At 60.8% G+C, this 15,638-nt stretch carries 13 protein-coding genes; 1 reads left to right on the top strand and 12 read right to left on the bottom strand.

Annotated features, from left to right (window positions below):
* Positions 1 to 3: 3 nt before the first annotated feature.
* The 3 genes from K5R88_RS01680 to K5R88_RS01670 form a co-directional block, all read right to left on the bottom strand.
* The gene (locus K5R88_RS01680) at positions 4 to 792 is read right to left on the bottom strand and encodes a nucleotidyltransferase domain-containing protein (RefSeq protein WP_226299040.1); all 789 of its coding nucleotides are present in this window, start codon (positions 790 to 792) and stop codon (positions 4 to 6) included.
* A gap of 5 nt (positions 793 to 797) precedes the next feature.
* Positions 798 to 2,024: an RtcB family protein gene (locus K5R88_RS01675; protein ID WP_223452472.1), complete on the bottom strand. Its 1,227-nt coding sequence runs from the start codon at positions 2,022 to 2,024 to the stop codon at positions 798 to 800.
* Positions 2,025 to 2,391: 367 nt separating this feature from the next.
* Positions 2,392 to 3,942: an RNA-binding protein gene (locus K5R88_RS01670; protein ID WP_226299039.1), complete on the bottom strand. Its 1,551-nt coding sequence runs from the start codon at positions 3,940 to 3,942 to the stop codon at positions 2,392 to 2,394.
* A gap of 203 nt (positions 3,943 to 4,145) precedes the next feature.
* Between K5R88_RS01670 and rtcR the strand changes: the two genes are divergently transcribed.
* Positions 4,146 to 5,744: an RNA repair transcriptional activator RtcR gene (gene rtcR / locus K5R88_RS01665; protein ID WP_226299038.1), complete on the top strand. Its 1,599-nt coding sequence runs from the start codon at positions 4,146 to 4,148 to the stop codon at positions 5,742 to 5,744.
* Here the strand turns inward: rtcR and metC are convergent.
* The 9 genes from metC to K5R88_RS01620 are packed head-to-tail and all read right to left on the bottom strand — an operon-like array spanning position 5,736 to position 15,588.
* Entirely contained in the window at positions 5,736 to 8,492 is a 2,757-nt protein-coding gene (gene metC / locus K5R88_RS01660; protein WP_226299037.1) for a cystathionine beta-lyase, read from the bottom strand. The genes rtcR and metC overlap by 9 nt on opposite strands.
* 22 nt (positions 8,493 to 8,514) lie before the next feature.
* The gene (locus K5R88_RS01655; protein ID WP_226299036.1) at positions 8,515 to 9,171 is read right to left on the bottom strand and encodes a glutathione S-transferase N-terminal domain-containing protein; all 657 of its coding nucleotides are present in this window, start codon (positions 9,169 to 9,171) and stop codon (positions 8,515 to 8,517) included.
* Positions 9,168 to 9,764 carry a hypothetical protein gene (locus K5R88_RS01650; RefSeq protein ID WP_008032837.1) on the bottom strand — a complete coding sequence of 199 codons (597 nt, stop codon included), beginning with the start codon at positions 9,762 to 9,764 and terminating at the stop codon, positions 9,168 to 9,170. The genes K5R88_RS01655 and K5R88_RS01650 overlap by 4 nt, the downstream gene beginning before the upstream one ends.
* 17 nt (positions 9,765 to 9,781) lie before the next feature.
* Complete coding sequence (locus K5R88_RS01645) at positions 9,782 to 10,618, bottom strand: amino acid ABC transporter ATP-binding protein (RefSeq protein ID WP_008041176.1); 837 nt, start codon at positions 10,616 to 10,618, stop codon at positions 9,782 to 9,784.
* Positions 10,605 to 11,393 carry an amino acid ABC transporter permease gene (locus tag K5R88_RS01640; RefSeq protein ID WP_223413851.1) on the bottom strand — a complete coding sequence of 263 codons (789 nt, stop codon included), beginning with the start codon at positions 11,391 to 11,393 and terminating at the stop codon, positions 10,605 to 10,607. The genes K5R88_RS01645 and K5R88_RS01640 overlap by 14 nt, the downstream gene beginning before the upstream one ends.
* Positions 11,383 to 12,117 (bottom strand): amino acid ABC transporter permease, encoded by a 735-nt coding sequence (locus K5R88_RS01635; RefSeq protein ID WP_226299035.1) that lies wholly within the window; start codon positions 12,115 to 12,117, stop codon positions 11,383 to 11,385. Before K5R88_RS01635 ends, K5R88_RS01640 begins: the two co-directional genes overlap by 11 nt.
* Positions 12,114 to 13,325: an aminotransferase class I/II-fold pyridoxal phosphate-dependent enzyme gene (locus tag K5R88_RS01630; protein WP_226299034.1), complete on the bottom strand. Its 1,212-nt coding sequence runs from the start codon at positions 13,323 to 13,325 to the stop codon at positions 12,114 to 12,116. The genes K5R88_RS01635 and K5R88_RS01630 overlap by 4 nt, the downstream gene beginning before the upstream one ends.
* Positions 13,322 to 14,740: an FAD-binding oxidoreductase gene (locus K5R88_RS01625; protein WP_226299033.1), complete on the bottom strand. Its 1,419-nt coding sequence runs from the start codon at positions 14,738 to 14,740 to the stop codon at positions 13,322 to 13,324. The genes K5R88_RS01630 and K5R88_RS01625 overlap by 4 nt, the downstream gene beginning before the upstream one ends.
* Positions 14,737 to 15,588 (bottom strand): transporter substrate-binding domain-containing protein, encoded by an 852-nt coding sequence (locus tag K5R88_RS01620; protein ID WP_226299032.1) that lies wholly within the window; start codon positions 15,586 to 15,588, stop codon positions 14,737 to 14,739. The genes K5R88_RS01625 and K5R88_RS01620 overlap by 4 nt, the downstream gene beginning before the upstream one ends.
* Positions 15,589 to 15,638: the final 50 nt, after the last annotated feature.

Raw genomic sequence — 15,638 nt, 5'->3', positions numbered from 1 at the left:
TCCTTATGCGTAGTGCCCGACAGTCTCTCTCAAGTAATCGTCGAGCAATCGCGAGTCTTCCTGAGTACGCGGCAGTTTAGGTACGGCACGCTCCAACTCTGCGGCGATGAACGCGTGCAGGGCGTTGCGTCTTGGGCCGTATGCACTTTCATCGGCGTTGCGTTTGAGCACCAACAACTCGGCGACTTCATCCAGCAACGACTGATCATCGACTGTGCTCAGCAAGTCGGCGAACGTCATCGGCGGGCGACCCAGCCCTTGATCGATCCAGCGCACGGCGAGCAACGGCCGTAGAACGTAGAAGTACTTCTTGAATCTCACGCTATCGCCTTGCAGATAACCGCGAAAGTTCTTCTTGGCCATCGACAGATAATGGTTTCGTGCTGCCGGTGGGCTGTAGAAGGTTTCGGCCAGCTCACGCAGACGCCCGGTCGCGGCAGGTTCGCTGCGATACACCAAAGGCGAATCCAGCCACTCGAGCAAGGTCGGATTGGACTTGCGCAACAAACCCAAGGTCTTGCGCAACTCCCAGCCGCTGACATCAAGCTCATCGTCCAGCGGTCGCTCGATTACATCCCGCGCGGTATCAACCTGGACGAACCAGTCGGGTTTCTCTACATACACAAAACGCACATCGTAATCGCTGTCAGTCGAAGCAAAACCCCAGGCTCGGCTACCGGATTCGCAGGCATAAAGCACGGTGACGTTACGCTCGCGTTCGATGCGTTCCAGCTCTTTCAGGACTCTGGCGCGCATCTCGGGCGCCAGAGGGTGATGATCGTGATATTCCATTTTCCCTATCCTTTTACGCACACTACCTGACGCAGGGTGTGCAGCACTTCCACCAGCTCACGCTGGGCGTGCATGACTTGGTCGATGTCCTTGTAGGCCATCGGTATTTCATCGATGACAGCAGCATCCTTGCGGCACTCCACGTGGGCGGTGGCGCGGATCTGATCTTCGACGGTGAACATGTTTTTCGCTTTGGTGCGACTCATGGTGCGGCCGGCACCGTGGCTGCAAGAGCAGAATGATTCCTCGTTACCGAGCCCGCGGACGATGAAGCTTTTTGCCCCCATCGATCCCGGAATAATCCCCAGTTCGCCCTTCTTCGCCGACACTGCGCCTTTTCGGGTGACCAAAATATCCTCACCAAAATGCCGTTCTTTTTGCACATAGTTGTGGTGGCAGTTCACCGCTTCCAGTGCAACCTCAAAAGGCTTGCTGATCACCTGCCGCGTCGCTTGAATCACCGCTTGCATCATCAGTGCGCGGTTCTGTTTGGCGAAATCCTGGGCCCAACCGACCGCCTCGACGTAATCATCGAAGTGTTGGCTGCCTTCCTCGAAGTAGGCCAGGTCGCGATCAGGCAGATTGGCGATGTGCTGACGCATATCCGCCTGCGCCAACTGAATGAACAGGTTGCCAATAGCGTTACCGACCCCACGGGATCCACTGTGCAGCATGAACCAGACCCGATTGGCTTCATCCAGGCACACCTCGATGAAATGGTTGCCGCTACCCAACGTGCCCAAATGCCCACGGTTGTTGGTGTTGGCCAGCTTCGGATACTTGTCAGTGATCGCCTTGAACCGCGGGTCCAGCGCCGACCAGGCCTTATCGGCTTGTTGAGGTACATCGTCCCAGGCGCCCTTGTCCCGACGTGAACGTGTGGATGTGCGCCCGTGCGGCACCGCTTTCTCGATCGCGCAACGCAGGCCATGCAGGTTGTCCGGCAAATCACTGGCCGTCAGTGACGTGCGCGCGGCAATCATGCCGCAACCGATATCCACCCCGACAGCAGCCGGAATGATCGCCCCAACGGTAGGAATCACGCTGCCTATAGTCGAGCCCTTGCCCAAATGCACATCCGGCATCACTGCCAGGTGCTTGAAGATGAACGGCATCTTTGCGGTGTTCATCAACTGCTGTCTGGCTTCGTTTTCTACCGGGACGCCCTCGGTCCACAGTTTGATCGGTTTGCCGTTGGCGACTTCCAGCAGTTGGTAGGTATGTTCTTTCATGATTTCGATTCTTTTCTATTGGCCGATTGTCTCGGCGTTGTTCTGGAGCCTGGGGCGACAAGGTTTGGTGAAACATGCATCGCGCTCTACCGCTGAGCTACAGCCTTTCGGCTGGCGGGACTCGAACCCGCGACCACGTTGTCCTGTAGTTCCACCGGCATTCGCCGGGCAAATCTTAAAAGGTGGCACGACAAAAAATGAGTGACTGTTGCGCGTTACCGCGCACCGGGGTTAACCGGTCCTGGATGTACAGCCAATCGGCATTCGTGCCTTTCACACACGCTGACAAGGGTTTGATGAGACGTCGTTTGATGTAGTCCCATCGGCATTCAGCGCCTGTAAAAAACTCAATTCTGCGTGTTGACGATCAAAGTTCCATGGCTTCGATCGCTTTCACCCAGTGTTGCGCGCCATAGTTGCCACGGGTGAACTGTTCAATCACATCGAACACCGCGTCGCTAAAACCACCGACATTCAATATGTCCTCGCGGTCCGCCGCCTGCGTTGTGGCGCCGGGTTGCATATCGATGCACACCAACCGTGCCTGCGGGTTGATCTGCTTGATCCGCTCCCATTGCCGCATCGTCTCAGTGCCGCCGTGGTGACGCGCATCGATCCAGGACTCGTTATCCGAGACAAGAATCAGCGTATCGACCCTGGCTTTGGCGTTCGCCAGTTTTGCCAGCGGCGCCGAGCAGTTCGTCCCGCCACCACCTATTGCAGCCAGTTTTGCGGCATTGCTCATCACGCTGTCGCGAGGGTTGAGCTGAATATCCACCACCTGCGTTTCAAACGGCATCACCTGAGCTGCCGGCTGTTTGCGTAATACCGCCGCAGCCACCAGCGCAGCCACATCAATGCAGCGTACTGCCGTGGTCGCGCCTTGACGATAACCGGTCACGGGACTGTGCATCGAACCCGAGACATCCGGGCAAACGATCACCGAACCTTGCAACGTCGGAACGTTGGCCAACGACAGTTCCAGCGCTTCCTGCAATGCTTCACGCACCACGTGCGGAACGTCATTGCCAGTCATGCGATAGGCCGCAAGCAACTGGTATGGATAAACCCGCGCCTTGGCTACCGCTTCGGCATCAGCCAGGCGTACCGCTGCATATTTGGCGAATCCCGGCACCTGAAACGCACCGTGGCGTGCCAATGTATTCAGGTTCATGCGCAGCCCCTGCCACCCCATGTTCCGTGCTTGAGACGCCCATTGTTCTTTGCTCAACGTTTCATTGCCGAGCAACTGAAAGGGTACCTGCGGCACCTCATCGCTCGCCCCGCTGCGAAACGCCAGCAACGAGCGTGTCAGTGCTGGCAGCGTCTGCACATCCACCGGCTTACCGATCAGCCAGGCAAAGAAGGCTGCACGCCATGCCTCATGGGGTTTTGGGTGAACCATCTTCACCACGTCTGCCAACGATGGCTGGTTACCAATCGACGCCTGCAACAGCTGATATTCACTGGCGTTGTTCAACCAGTTTTGCACCAGACGCTTTGGCTGCGACCCGAGCGACTTTCGCCCTGTCACGCCGCTGCGCAGGATCTGCACGAAATTACGCAGCATCTTTCCACTGTCTACCACTTGCTCAAACAGCTCCGGCACCAGCATTGAACGCTGTGCCGTCAGGGCTGCCAGCATCAAGGCCGGCATGTCTTTCATATGGCCTTTTTTACGAGCGTAAAGCGCGGCCTTAGCCACATATCGGCTGTCCAGTTCGGTCACCAGTTGCAACACATTCTCCAGCTGGCTTTCGGCCGAAGCGTAAAAGGTCTGGTTCAGGCAACCGGTCGCGGCCAGTTGGGCAAGTTTGTGTTTGGCTGTGTAGGCATAAGCCGGAGCTTGAGCCGCGTTCAGCATGTCGCAAGCTGGCACTGTTGCCTGTTGGGTGTTGAACAGCTTGAAGTTGGCCATCGTGGCGTCTCGCTCTGTTGTCTTGTTCGTTGCCAGAGGTATTGCAGTCGACGTGCCAGTTTTGTTCCTACGACGAACTTTATTTTTATCTTATTGATTTTTAAGTATTTTTTAAGTTTTGTGAAAAACACATCTCAAGTTTTAGAAAAATCTGCCGTCTATTAACTATCTTCAGTTATCGCTATTTATCTTTTGGTATACGCATGTCAAAGAAGCGCACGGTCGCCATCGGATTTATCGGATCTACACTCGACCGCGTTGGCAAGGGCGCCAATCGCTGGAGTCACTGGCGACCGAGCGTGGGGCTGTGCCAGCAACAAGATGTGGTGATTCATCGGCTCGAGCTGATCCATGGCACCGATGCCCGAGACGTCAGCCTGGCCGAGCGTGTTCGCGAAGACATTCGCCAGGTCTCGCCAGAGACCGAAGTGCACCTGCACCCGATGTCGCTGCGCAACCCGTGGGATTTCGAAGAGGTGTACGGCGCACTTCACGACTTCACCACCGCCTATCGTTTCGACACTGAACACGAGGACTACCTGGTGCACATCACCACCGGGACCCACGTGGCGCAGATTTGCTGGTTTTTGCTCACCGAAGCGCGCTACCTGCCGGCAAGGCTGATACAGACCTCTCCCGCTCGCCGGCTTAACGAGCAAGAGCGCGCCATCGGCACCCACGCCCTGATCGATCTCGATCTGTCGCGCTACGACCGCATTGCCACGCGCTTCGCCCATAAACGCCTGGAAGGCCTGGCCTTTCTCAAATCAGGGATCGCCACCCGAAACGCCGCGTTCAACCGCGCCATCGAGCAAATCGAGCGCGTCGCGGTGCGCTCGCGAGCGCCGATGCTGCTGATCGGCCCGACCGGCGCAGGCAAATCCTTTCTGGCCCGACGTATCTATGAACTCAAGCACAGTCGCCACCAGGTGCAGGGCCGTTTCGTCGAAGTGAACTGCGCCACACTGCGCGGTGACGGCGCCATGTCGACCCTCTTCGGCCATATCAAAGGCGCGTTCACCGGCGCGCAAAACGCTCGCGACGGCCTATTGCGAGCCGCCGATGGTGGCATGCTGTTTCTGGATGAAATTGGTGAGCTGGGCGCAGATGAGCAAGCCATGCTGCTCAAGGCCATCGAGGAGAAACGCTTCTTCCCTCTAGGATCGGACAAGGAAGTGGAGAGCGATTTCCAGATCATCGCCGGCACTCACCGCGACTTGCGCAGCCGGGTGGCCGAAGGCCTGTTTCGCGAAGACTTGTATGCGCGAATCAACCTGTGGACATTCGACCTTCCCGGTCTGGCCGGGCGCCGCGAAGACATCGAGCCGAACATCGATTTCGAGCTCGCGCGCCACGCCCGCGAACAAGGTCACATGGCGCGCTTCAACCTCGAAGCACGACGCCGCTACCTGGCCTTTGCCAGCTCAAGTGAAGCCGCGTGGCTGGGCAACTTCCGAGAGCTTTCAGCCTCCATCACCCGCATGGCGACATTAGCCGACAGCGGGCGAATCGATGAAACCCAGGTTCAGGAAGAAATCGATCGCCTGCGCTATGCCTGGGGCCTGGCACAACCGGATGACGGGCTCGACCAACTGCTCGGTGAAAACCTTGATATCGACCTGTTTGATCGACTGCAACTCAAAGCGGTGCTCGACGTCTGTCGTCAGTCAGACAGCCTGTCTGATGCTGGGCGACGGTTATTTGGAGTGTCCCGTCAAGCAAAGGCGCAGCCGAATGATGCTGACCGACTGCGCAAATACCTGGCGCGTTTTGCCCTCGACTGGAAGCAGGTGTCAGGCTGATGCAGCCGCCGCGAACGCGCGCTTCAGATCCTCAATCAACGCCTCGACATCCTCCAGCCCGATGTGCAAGCGCAGCACCGGATTCAATGAACGGTCCGCCGCACTCTGGCGATCCTGGGTGTCGGCCACGGTGATCAGACTTTCGAAACCGCCCCAGGAAGCGCCCAATCCGAACAGCTGTAACGCGTCAATGAAGCGCTCGACATAAGCGGCGTCCGCCTCGTTCAGCTCAAAGGACAGCAAGCCGTTGCTGCCTTTGAAGTCCCGTTGCCACAAGGTGTGGCCAGGGTGGTCGGGCAAGGCCGGATGGAACACCCGTTTCACCTGCGGTTGCGCTTGCAGCCAATGGGCGATTTCCAGCGCCTGGCGCTCATGCACCTCCAGTCTCGGTGCCAGGGTTCGTGCGCCGCGCAATACCAGATAAGCGTCATCCGGGCTGACGGTGACGCCAAAGATGTCGCTCATGGATGCCAGCGGTTGCCAGGCATCTTCGCGGACGCAGACGCTGCCCATGACCACATCGCTGTGACCGCACAGGTACTTGGTCAGCGCCATGATCGAGATGTCCGCGCCGAGGGTCAGCGGTCGGTACAGGTAACCCGAGCCCCAGGTGTTGTCGACGGCCAGCAGAATGCCTCGCGGTTTGCACAGGGCGGCAATGGCCGGCAAGTCGCAGAGTTCGTACAGCAAGGAGCCCGGGACTTCGGTGTAGACCATTTTGGTGTTGGCTTGCAGTTGCGCCTGCAAATCGCTGCCGTCGGGGACGAAGTAGCTGACCTGGATGCCGAACGGCTCAAGAAATTCCCGGGCCAGACGCCGCACCGGTGCGTACACCGCATCGGTGATCAGCACATGATCGCCGGGGCGCAGGTACGCCAGAAACGTCTGCGCGACCGCCGCTAGCCCGGTGCCGAACAGACGGGTGCGATAACCGCCTTCCAGTTCGGTGACCAGGTCTTCGAGGGCGAACGCGGTTGGATTGCCGCGCGCGCCGTAACTCAACACCCGCTCGGTGTCACGGCGGGCACGGGCGTCACGCATTTGCGCGAGGTTGTCGAACAGTACCGTGCTCAGACGGGTGACCGGCATGTTGACCGAACGACCGCCACTGCCCTGCTCAGTGCGTGCCGAATGGACCAGGCGTGTGCGTACCCGCGAATCCTCGGTGGCGTGAGGTTGCAGTGGTTTGAGACTGGCGATCTCATCGTCACTCATTTGCGCCAGCAAGCCGATTTCCCAGGCCAGGTACTGCCGCGCCGCATCCTTGTTGCCGGAGTGCCGATCATGGGTGAAGAACAGGAAATCGATGCACTGTTCATTGGCCGGTGTGTCCGGACTTTCCTGCACAGTGAAACCGGCCGTACGCCAGGCAGCGAGTCCGCCTTCCAGCAGTCGCAGTTGTGCGCGCTGGGTTTCCGGCAATTCCTGCACAGCGAACGCTGCCAGCAGCGGATCATCGGCCAGCAGAACCAGAGGACGCTGCTCGCCCGCTACGTGTGTCGCCAACAGTGAACGGATCGACCAGCGAGAGCCGGCAATATGGCCCTTGCGAAAGGTCATGCTCGGGCGCAAATCGATCAGCGCGACGGCGTCGTCCTTCAACGCGTCGGACAGTGCCTGCACCGAGATCGATGGCAACGCCTCATGGGCGGCAACTTCGGTCCCGGGCAACGCCAGACCGCTGCTCACGCCCCCTTCCAGCACATACGCCTCATGCCCCAACTGGCGCAGCCAACTGGCGACAATCGGCGCGCGAACGCCATCACTGTCAATCAGCACCAATCGTGCCTGACGCACGCCGACATACAGGTCGGTGGATTGAATCAACTGCCCGCCCGGCGTGTGCTGTGCGCCGGTCAGACTGCCAGCGGCAAACTCCTCGGCGGTGCGCACGTCGCACAGAAACAGACTGCGCCCGACCTCTTCGGCCCACTGCTCGACCTGTGCTGCCGTAACCGTTTTCACCCCGGCCCGTTCCGCCAGCCCGGCAGCGGCCAGGCGTTGCGCCGCCAATGGCGCAACGGATACCGCATCGGCATAACGACGGCTGCTGCCGTGTTCCAGCTGAAAATCTTCCAGGTACCAGCCCTGAGTACCGTTCTCCAACGCGTAGACCGGATTCTTCAAGCCCAGGTTGATCAGCGTTTGCGCGCCGATAATGCTGCGGGTCCGGCCGGCGCAATTGACCACGATTGGCGTGGTGTCATCCGGCACCAGATCATGGATGCGATAACCCAGCTCACCGTTCGGGCAGCACACGGAACCGGGAATGGTCATCTTGCGGTATTCATCGAACGGCCGGCCGTCCAGCACCACCAACGGTTCGCCACGGGTTTGCCATTCGGCCAACTGCTGCGCGGTGACATGCGGCGTGTGGCTGGCCTCCTCCACCAATTCGCCGAACGCCTTGGACGGCACATGCACGCCGGCAAACAACTGATAACCGGCAGCCTGCCAGCCATCGGCACCACCCTCGAGAACGTGCACGCGCTCATACCCCAACGCCTGAAGACGCCGGGCAGAACGCGTAGCGACATCGCCGCCATTCTGGTCATAGATCACCAGCCGCACCTGAGGGTTCGGCGCCAGCCGCCGAGCCTCCAGCTCCAGTCGGCTGTAGGGCAGATTGACCCCGTAAAACAGATGGGCCTCGCCATACTGGCCGTGTTCGCGCACATCAAACAGGGCGATTTCCTGCCCGTCGAACAGCCACTGTTGCAATTGCCCTGGGGTTACGGTCTGGCTCATGGAAGTCCCGCTTGAAAAGTAATTATTGAAGCGCCAGAGAGCGCTCATTGGCCGCCACGTCGCGGCCCTTCGCATACGCACGTTGAATCGCCGGCCGTGCCTTGAGGCGTTCGCGCCAGGCGTGGATGTGCGGGAAGTCCGCCAGGTCCTGGCCCTGACGTTGCGGCTGGATCCACGGGAAAATCGCCATGTCGGCGATGGAGTACTCGCCCGCCACATACGGCACGTCAGCCAGACGCGTTTCCAGCACCCAATACAGCCGCGTCGCTTCGGCACTGAGCAGGTCGAGGGCAAACGGAATCGGCTGCGGCGCCTTCTCCTTGAACACCTGCAACTGACTCAGGTACGGCGTGATATGCCCCACCTGCCAGAACAGCCACTCCTGGACTTTCTGCCGCTCGACACTGCCGGCCGGCGGCAGAAAACGCCCGGCCTTGTCGGCCAGGTAATTGAGAATGGCGCCGGATTCGAACAGGTTCAGCGGCTCGCTCAACCCCTCGGGTGCATGGTCGACAATCGCCGGGATCCGTCCATTGGCGCTGATCCGCTGGAACGCCGCCTGCTTCTGCTCGCCCTCGCGGATGTTGATCGGCACCACTCGGTAATCCAGCCCGAGTTCTTCAAGCAGGATGCCGATCTTCAAACCGTTGCCGGTCGGCCAGTAGTACAAATCGATCATGCGTAGGCCTTGATCGACGGCGCCATTTGCGAGGCGTTGTAATTGAGAATGCGCCCGTCCGCTTCGACGCCATAACGGCCGTTGAGGGATTCCAGCGGCAAGCCGTAGAGATGGAAATGCAAGGTCGCACTCTCGCCTTCAACGCGAATGCCGTGCAGGTCTTCACCGAGAAACGAAATCGACGTGCCGGGTTGCACGATCACTTCCTTTTGCAGATGCAGGGTGGTGAAACCCGGCTCGCGGCCTTCGTCATCACGACCATAGACGTAGTTGATCTCCTGGCCTTCGACGGCGCTGATGATCGCCCAGGTTTCGTGGTTGTGCGGGAGCGTGCTTTTGCCCGGCAACAACGAGTTCAGGTACAGCGTCGGCGTGTCGCCGTCGTCATTCAGACGGTAGCGAAACGCGGTGCTGCCCTGCCCCGGCACTGGCGCGGGAAACGCGTCGAAATTGAACAGATCGCGGCGCTCGGCCAGGGCTTCGAGCAGGGAGACGATCTCCACCAGCGCGGCGCGGTCGACGCCACGTTGGTTGATGACGCGGATTTTCTTCAGGAAATCCTCGATGACGGCGGCACGGTTTTCGGTACTCATGGACAGGCTCCTCGGTATTAGACGGACAGGCTGTAGCGACCCAGGTTGGTCAGCAGATACGGATCGTTGGCAACGGCGGGACGGCGTCCCGGATCACCCAAGGCATGGCGCAGGAATTCCTGGGTACGCTCGCTGCTCGGGTGCTGGAAAATCTGTGCGGCGCTGCCGTGCTCGACGATCACGCCGTTTTCGGTGAAGTAGACGATGTCGCTGATCTCTTCGGCGAAGCGCATTTCGTGGGTGACCAGCACGCAGGTCATGCCCTCTTCGGTCAGCTCGCGAATCACCGTCAGCACTTCGCCGACGGTTTCCGGGTCAAGGGCCGAGGTCACTTCATCGAACAGGATCAATTCCGGGCGCATCGCCAGCGCCCGGGCAATCGCCACACGTTGTTGCTGGCCGCCGGACAGTTGCCCCGGATAGGCATCGGCCTTGTGCTCCATGCGCACTTTCGCCAGCAAGGCACGCGCTTCTTTTTCGGCCTCGATGCGGCTGCGCCCCAACACCTTGCGCGGCGCAATCACCAGGTTTTCCAGCACCGACAAATGCGGGAACAGGTTGTACTGCTGAAAGACAAACCCCACGCGCTTGCGCAACTCGATGCGCTGGGCTTCCTGCGCCAGCGTGTGCACCTCGGTGGTGCCGACGCGGATGCTGCCGCGTTGGGGCTGCAACAACCCGGTGATGCAGCGCAGGATGGTCGATTTGCCGGAACCGGAGGGGCCGATGATCGACACCGCCTGCCCACGATGAACGTCGAGGTCGATGCCTTTGAGCACCGGGTTACTGGCGAACGACAGGTGCAAATCGCGCAGGCTGACCAGAGGCTCGGCGACGGTTTCAGTAGAAGGCATAACGTCGCTCCAGGCGTTGGGTGAGACGGGAAATCGGGTAGCAATAAGCGAAGAACAGCACCAGCAGGCTCAGGTAAATCACCACGGTGAAGCCGGTCATGTTCACGGTGTTGCTGGCGATCTGCGCGGTGTCGATCACGTCATGCACACCCACCAGCGAGGCCAGCGCCGTGCCCATGGTGATCACCGCATACAGGTTCATCCACGGCGGCAACATGCGTTTGAAGCACTGGGGCAGGATGATCGAGCGGAAAATCTGCCCACGTGTGAACGCCAGCGAACGGGCCGCTTCCCACTGCGTGCTCGGAATCGAAGCAATGGCGCCACGGAAGATTTCCGCGACGTTGGCACTTGCCGGCAAGGCCAGGCCGATGGTCACCTTGACCCAGTCGGGGAACGAGACGTAGGCGCTGCCGATCTTGATCTCGAACGGGAACACATAGGTGGTGAAATAGATCAGCACCAGCCACGGCGCATTGCGGAAAATCTGCACCCAGATCCGTGCCGGGAAACGCAGCAGACGCAGCGGCGACAACGCCAGTGCGCCCACCAGCAACCCCAGCACCGAACCCAGAGCAATGGCGACCAGACTGATCAGAATGTTTTGCCCGAAGCCCACGGCCAGGGCTGGTGACCATTGCAGCAGCGCCTTGAGCACCGGGCTTTGCGGGGCCAACCACAGCAACCCGAGCACAACGCAGATCAGCAGCAACAATTTGCCGACGTGCCGCCGCGGCCAGGTCACCGGCGCGGTGACGGACGATTCAATGGCCATAGCCGGGCATCCTCAGGCGCGCTTCCAGGTAGCGCCCCACACAATTGACGATAAAACTCAGCAGACCGAAAAAGCTCAGAATCAGGATCATCAGTTCCAGCACGTTATCGCTCTGGGTCCAGATCATGATCGACGCGTAGGTGATATCGCCCACGGCAATCGCCGAGGCGACGGCGGTCATCTTCACCAGGTCGATCAGGTTGTTGATCAACGATGGCAAGGCGAAGCGCAAGGCCAGCGGCAGTTGCACGTTCCACAACAACTGCCGAGCGTTGAACGCCAGGGAACTGGCCGCTTCCAGCGTCACACTCGGCACCGCCTCGATGCCGGCTCGCAAGGCTTCGGCATGGAATGCGCCCTTGTGCAGCGAAATCACAATCACCACCCAGGCGAACGGCGTCAGCGGGTTCGCCGCGCCGACCGCCTGGGTCAGCAACATGTTCAGCACCAGGAAGGCGCAATACAGCTGCACCAGCGTCGGCGTGTTGCGGGTGACTTCGACGAACACCCGCGCCGGTTTCGCCAGCCACGGCTTGCCCGACGTCAGCATCGCCGCCAATCCCACGCCGGCGAGCAGACTGCCGACGATGGTGAACAGGCACAACAACACCGTGGTCAGCGCGCCCTGCACCAGGGTGCCGCGTTGATAGGCGTCCAGCAGAAAGCTGTAGTTCAGGCCGAACCCGGCGCTCCAGCGGACGAAAAGCTCCAGCCAGTGACTCATGCCGTACCCCGCAGTTGCGCGCAGGCCCGGGCAATGCGGCGTCCGGCTTCAGCCACGCTGTCGGTCGCGGTGGCGATGGACAGGCGGAACCACGGCGACAGGCCATAGGCACTGCCCGCTACGCCAGCCACCCCTTCCTCCAGCAAATAGGCGACGACGTCGGCGTCGCTGTTCAAACGGACGCCGTCAGGACGATAACGCCCCAGCAAACCGGCGCAGCGCACAAACACAAAGAAACCGCCCTGAGGCTCAAGCACTTCGAGACCGTCTACGTCGCGCAACGTGCTCACCAACACATCCCTTCTCAGCTGATAAGCCGCAACGTGCTCGGGCAGGAAATCCAGCCCTCCGTCAAAGGCCGCCAATGCAGCCGCTTGCCCCACCGAGGAAGCCCCGGAGGTCGATTGCGACTGCACGACCGCCATGGCGCCCGTCAGCAGTTGTGGCCCGGCACCGAAACCGATGCGCCACCCCGTCATCGCGTAGGTCTTGGACACACCGCCGACCAACAGGCAGCGCGCTTGCAGATCCGGCGCGACATTGAGCAGGCTCTGCGGCGGCTGACCGTCGAAACGGATGTGCTCATAGAGTTCATCCAGCAGGATCAACACCTGCGGATGACGGCGCAGCACCTCGGCGAGCGCCTGCAACTCGGCTGCGCTGTAGACCGCGCCGCTGGGATTGCCGGGGCCGTTGAGGATCAACCAGCGCGTGCGCTCGCCGATGTGTTGCTCCAGTTGCGCGGCTGTCAGCTTGCAGCCCTGCTCCAGACCGCATTCGATAAACACCGGCTCGCCACCGTTGAAACGCACGCTGTCCGGAAACGACGGCCAGTACGGCGTGGGCACCAGCACTTCATCGCCTTCGTCGAGGGTCGCGGCAAAGGCGTTAAAGATGATTTGCTTGGCACCGTTGGCAATCACAATGGAGGGCAGCGAATACTCCAGTGCGTTTTCGCGCTGGAGCTTGCGTTGCACGGCAAGTCGCAAAGCCTTCACGCCCGGCGTCGGCGTGTACTTGGTGGCACCGGCGGCGATGGCGGCATACGCCGCCTGCTTGATGTGTTCGGGCGTGTCGAAATCCGGCTCGCCAGTGGTCAGGTCGAGAATGTCGCGACCGGCTTCGCGCAACTCGGTAGCGCGGGATTTGGCGGCGGCGTTGGCCGACAAGGACACACGCTGCACACGCCTGGAAAGTCTTAGTGTCATGGCTGGGCAACCTCCACGACCTTGCCCGGATTGAGCAGGTTTTTCGGGTCCAGCGCTTGCTTGATGCGCCGCATCAGATCCAGCTCCACCGGGCTTTTGTAGCGATCCAGCAGGCCCAGCTTGCGTTGGCCGATGCCGTGTTCGGCGCTGATCGAGCCGCCGTGGGCATGGGCGCTGTCGTGAACCAGCAGGCTGAGCGCCGCGTAGTTCGCCATGTGCGTATCCACCGTCGAATCCAGCGGATGAGCGACGTTGTAATGCAGGTTGCCGTCGCCCAGATGGCCGAAGGTGAAATGCCGGACACCGGGAAAGTGCGCCTGCAACAGCGCATCGGTGTGGCTGACGAACGCCACGACCTGGGAAATCGGCACCGAGATGTCGTGCTTCATGTTGCGGCCGGCACGTTTCTGCGCCTCGCTCATGTTTTCGCGCAACAGCCACAGCGCTTCACTTTGTGCGAGGCTTTCGGCGATCAGCGCATTGGCCAGCAAATCCTTTTCGAACGCATCGCCGAGCACCGCTTCAAAGGCATCGCGGGCGTGAGTTTCGCTGTGGTTATCCGAGAGTTCCAGCAACGCGAACCAGGGTTGGCTGACACCGAGAAAAGGTTGCGGTCCCTCGGGAAATTGCTCGCGCAGCAGCGCCAGGCAATCGGCACTGAGCAGTTCGAAAGCGGTGAGGCTGGCGCCAAACCCGGCGCGGGCATGGGACAGGAATTGCACCGCTTGCGCCAGCGAGTCGAAGGCCAGCAACGCCGTGGCTTGCGCCTTGGGCAGCGGGAACAGTTTCAGCGTGGCTGCGGTGATAATGCCGAGGGTGCCTTCGCTGCCGATGTACAGGTCGCGCAGGTCATAACCGGTGTTGTCCTTGCGCAGACCGCGCAGGCCATTCCAGATTTCACCCTCGGCGGTCACCACTTCCAGCCCCAGCGTCAGCTCGCGGGTATTGCCGTAGCGCAACACGGCGGTGCCGCCGGCGTTGGTGCCGAGATTGCCGCCAATCGTGCAACTGCCTTCGGCGCCCAGACTCAGAGGAAACAAGCGACCGGCCTCACGGGCGACGTCCTGCACGTTTTGCAGAATGCAGCCGGCTTCGACGGTCAGCGTGTCGTTGTCGGTGTCTACGGCGCGCACCCGGTTCAAGCGATCCAGTAACAGCAACACCGCACGGCCGCTGGCGTCCGGGGTGGCGCCGCCCATCAGCCCGGTGTTGCCGCCCTGCACCACCACGGGCGTATCGGCGGCCACGCAGGCGCGGACCACTGCCGCGACCTCTTCGGTATTGGCCGGGTGCACCGCGGCAATGACCTGGCCGACGTAACGGCCCTGTTTATCGGTCAAGTACGGCGCGGCCTCTTCGCTGCTCTGCACATGGCTGGCGCCGAGCAGTTGCTGCAAGTCTGCGAACAGACTCACGGAAGCACCGCCAGCGGCGCGGCATTGCGATATTTTTCGTGCAAGTCACGCAGGGCCTGAGACGGCGCCATGCCCGTGCGCTCGCCCAGCTCGATCAACCAGCCGCTGCGGTGCCAGTCGCGCACGATGGCATCGAGTTTCGCCTGGGTATCGTGCTCGCCTTTACGCAACCAGATCACCGAGTTGGAGGGGATCAAATCACCCGGCAGCGGGATTTCATAACCGGCCCACTCGGCATCGCTCAACAACGCATGCATGGTCGGGCTGACATGCACCGCCGCCACGCAGCCATTGCCGCGCAGCGACAACAACGACTCGGACTGGCTGCGGAACGCGTTGATCTCGGCGCCGTAGGTTTCCTGCAACGGCTTGATGAAGTTGCTGCCCTGGGACACGCACACCGGCTTGCCCTTGAGGTCGGCCCATTGGGTAATGCCCGAGCCTTTGCGAATCAACGCCGCGCCGCCCACCTCTTCATAAGGCGTGGGCACATAATCGAGGATCTCGGCGCGCTCGTCGGTGAACTGCATGTTGGCGATCAGGATGTCGACCTTGCCCTGCTGCAAAAACTGCACGCGATTCGGCGCCAGGACCGAGACAGTGCTGGCTTCGACGCCCAAGGCCTTGGCAACGCCTTTGGCCAGCTCGACGTTGTAGCCCAGGTGTTCGCCCGTCTTCGGGTCGATGGTGCCGAACGGCGGCCCGCTGAGAATCACCCCGACACTGATGGCGTGGCGCTGCTCGATCTTGTCCAGCGTGGCATCGGCTTGAGCCAGGCTCGCACCCAACACGACAGCGCCGGCCAGGCACAGCGAGGACAGGTTTTTTACGGAAAAATAGCGATTCATGCGCGACTACCTTGAACAGCCGTCGCGCAATGCGCCGGCGTAGTGAAGAC

Origin of the sequence: Pseudomonas sp. MM213 (assembly GCF_020423045.1) — a bacterium.
GTDB lineage: Bacteria > Pseudomonadota > Gammaproteobacteria > Pseudomonadales > Pseudomonadaceae > Aquipseudomonas > Aquipseudomonas migulae.
The sequence above is the reverse complement of the archived record's forward strand: the minus strand, read 5'-3'. Positions and strand labels throughout refer to the sequence as shown.

Excerpts from the sequence above, each read along its gene's own strand:
- K5R88_RS01680 (WP_226299040.1), bottom strand. The coding sequence starts at position 792 with ATGGAATATCACGATCATCACCCTCTGGCGCCCGAGATGCGCGCCAGA.
- K5R88_RS01670 (WP_226299039.1), bottom strand. The coding sequence starts at position 3,942 with ATGGCCAACTTCAAGCTGTTCAACACCCAACAGGCAACAGTGCCAGCT.
- K5R88_RS01675 (WP_223452472.1), bottom strand. The coding sequence starts at position 2,024 with ATGAAAGAACATACCTACCAACTGCTGGAAGTCGCCAACGGCAAACCG.
- K5R88_RS01640 (WP_223413851.1), bottom strand. The coding sequence starts at position 11,393 with ATGGCCATTGAATCGTCCGTCACCGCGCCGGTGACCTGGCCGCGGCGG.
- K5R88_RS01620 (WP_226299032.1), bottom strand. The coding sequence starts at position 15,588 with ATGAATCGCTATTTTTCCGTAAAAAACCTGTCCTCGCTGTGCCTGGCC.
- metC (WP_226299037.1), bottom strand. The coding sequence starts at position 8,492 with ATGAGCCAGACCGTAACCCCAGGGCAATTGCAACAGTGGCTGTTCGAC.
- rtcR (WP_226299038.1), top strand. The coding sequence starts at position 4,146 with ATGTCAAAGAAGCGCACGGTCGCCATCGGATTTATCGGATCTACACTC.
- K5R88_RS01630 (WP_226299034.1), bottom strand. The coding sequence starts at position 13,325 with ATGACACTAAGACTTTCCAGGCGTGTGCAGCGTGTGTCCTTGTCGGCC.
- K5R88_RS01650 (WP_008032837.1), bottom strand. The coding sequence starts at position 9,764 with ATGAGTACCGAAAACCGTGCCGCCGTCATCGAGGATTTCCTGAAGAAA.
- K5R88_RS01655 (WP_226299036.1), bottom strand. The coding sequence starts at position 9,171 with ATGATCGATTTGTACTACTGGCCGACCGGCAACGGTTTGAAGATCGGC.
- K5R88_RS01635 (WP_226299035.1), bottom strand. The coding sequence starts at position 12,117 with ATGAGTCACTGGCTGGAGCTTTTCGTCCGCTGGAGCGCCGGGTTCGGC.
- K5R88_RS01645 (WP_008041176.1), bottom strand. The coding sequence starts at position 10,618 with ATGCCTTCTACTGAAACCGTCGCCGAGCCTCTGGTCAGCCTGCGCGAT.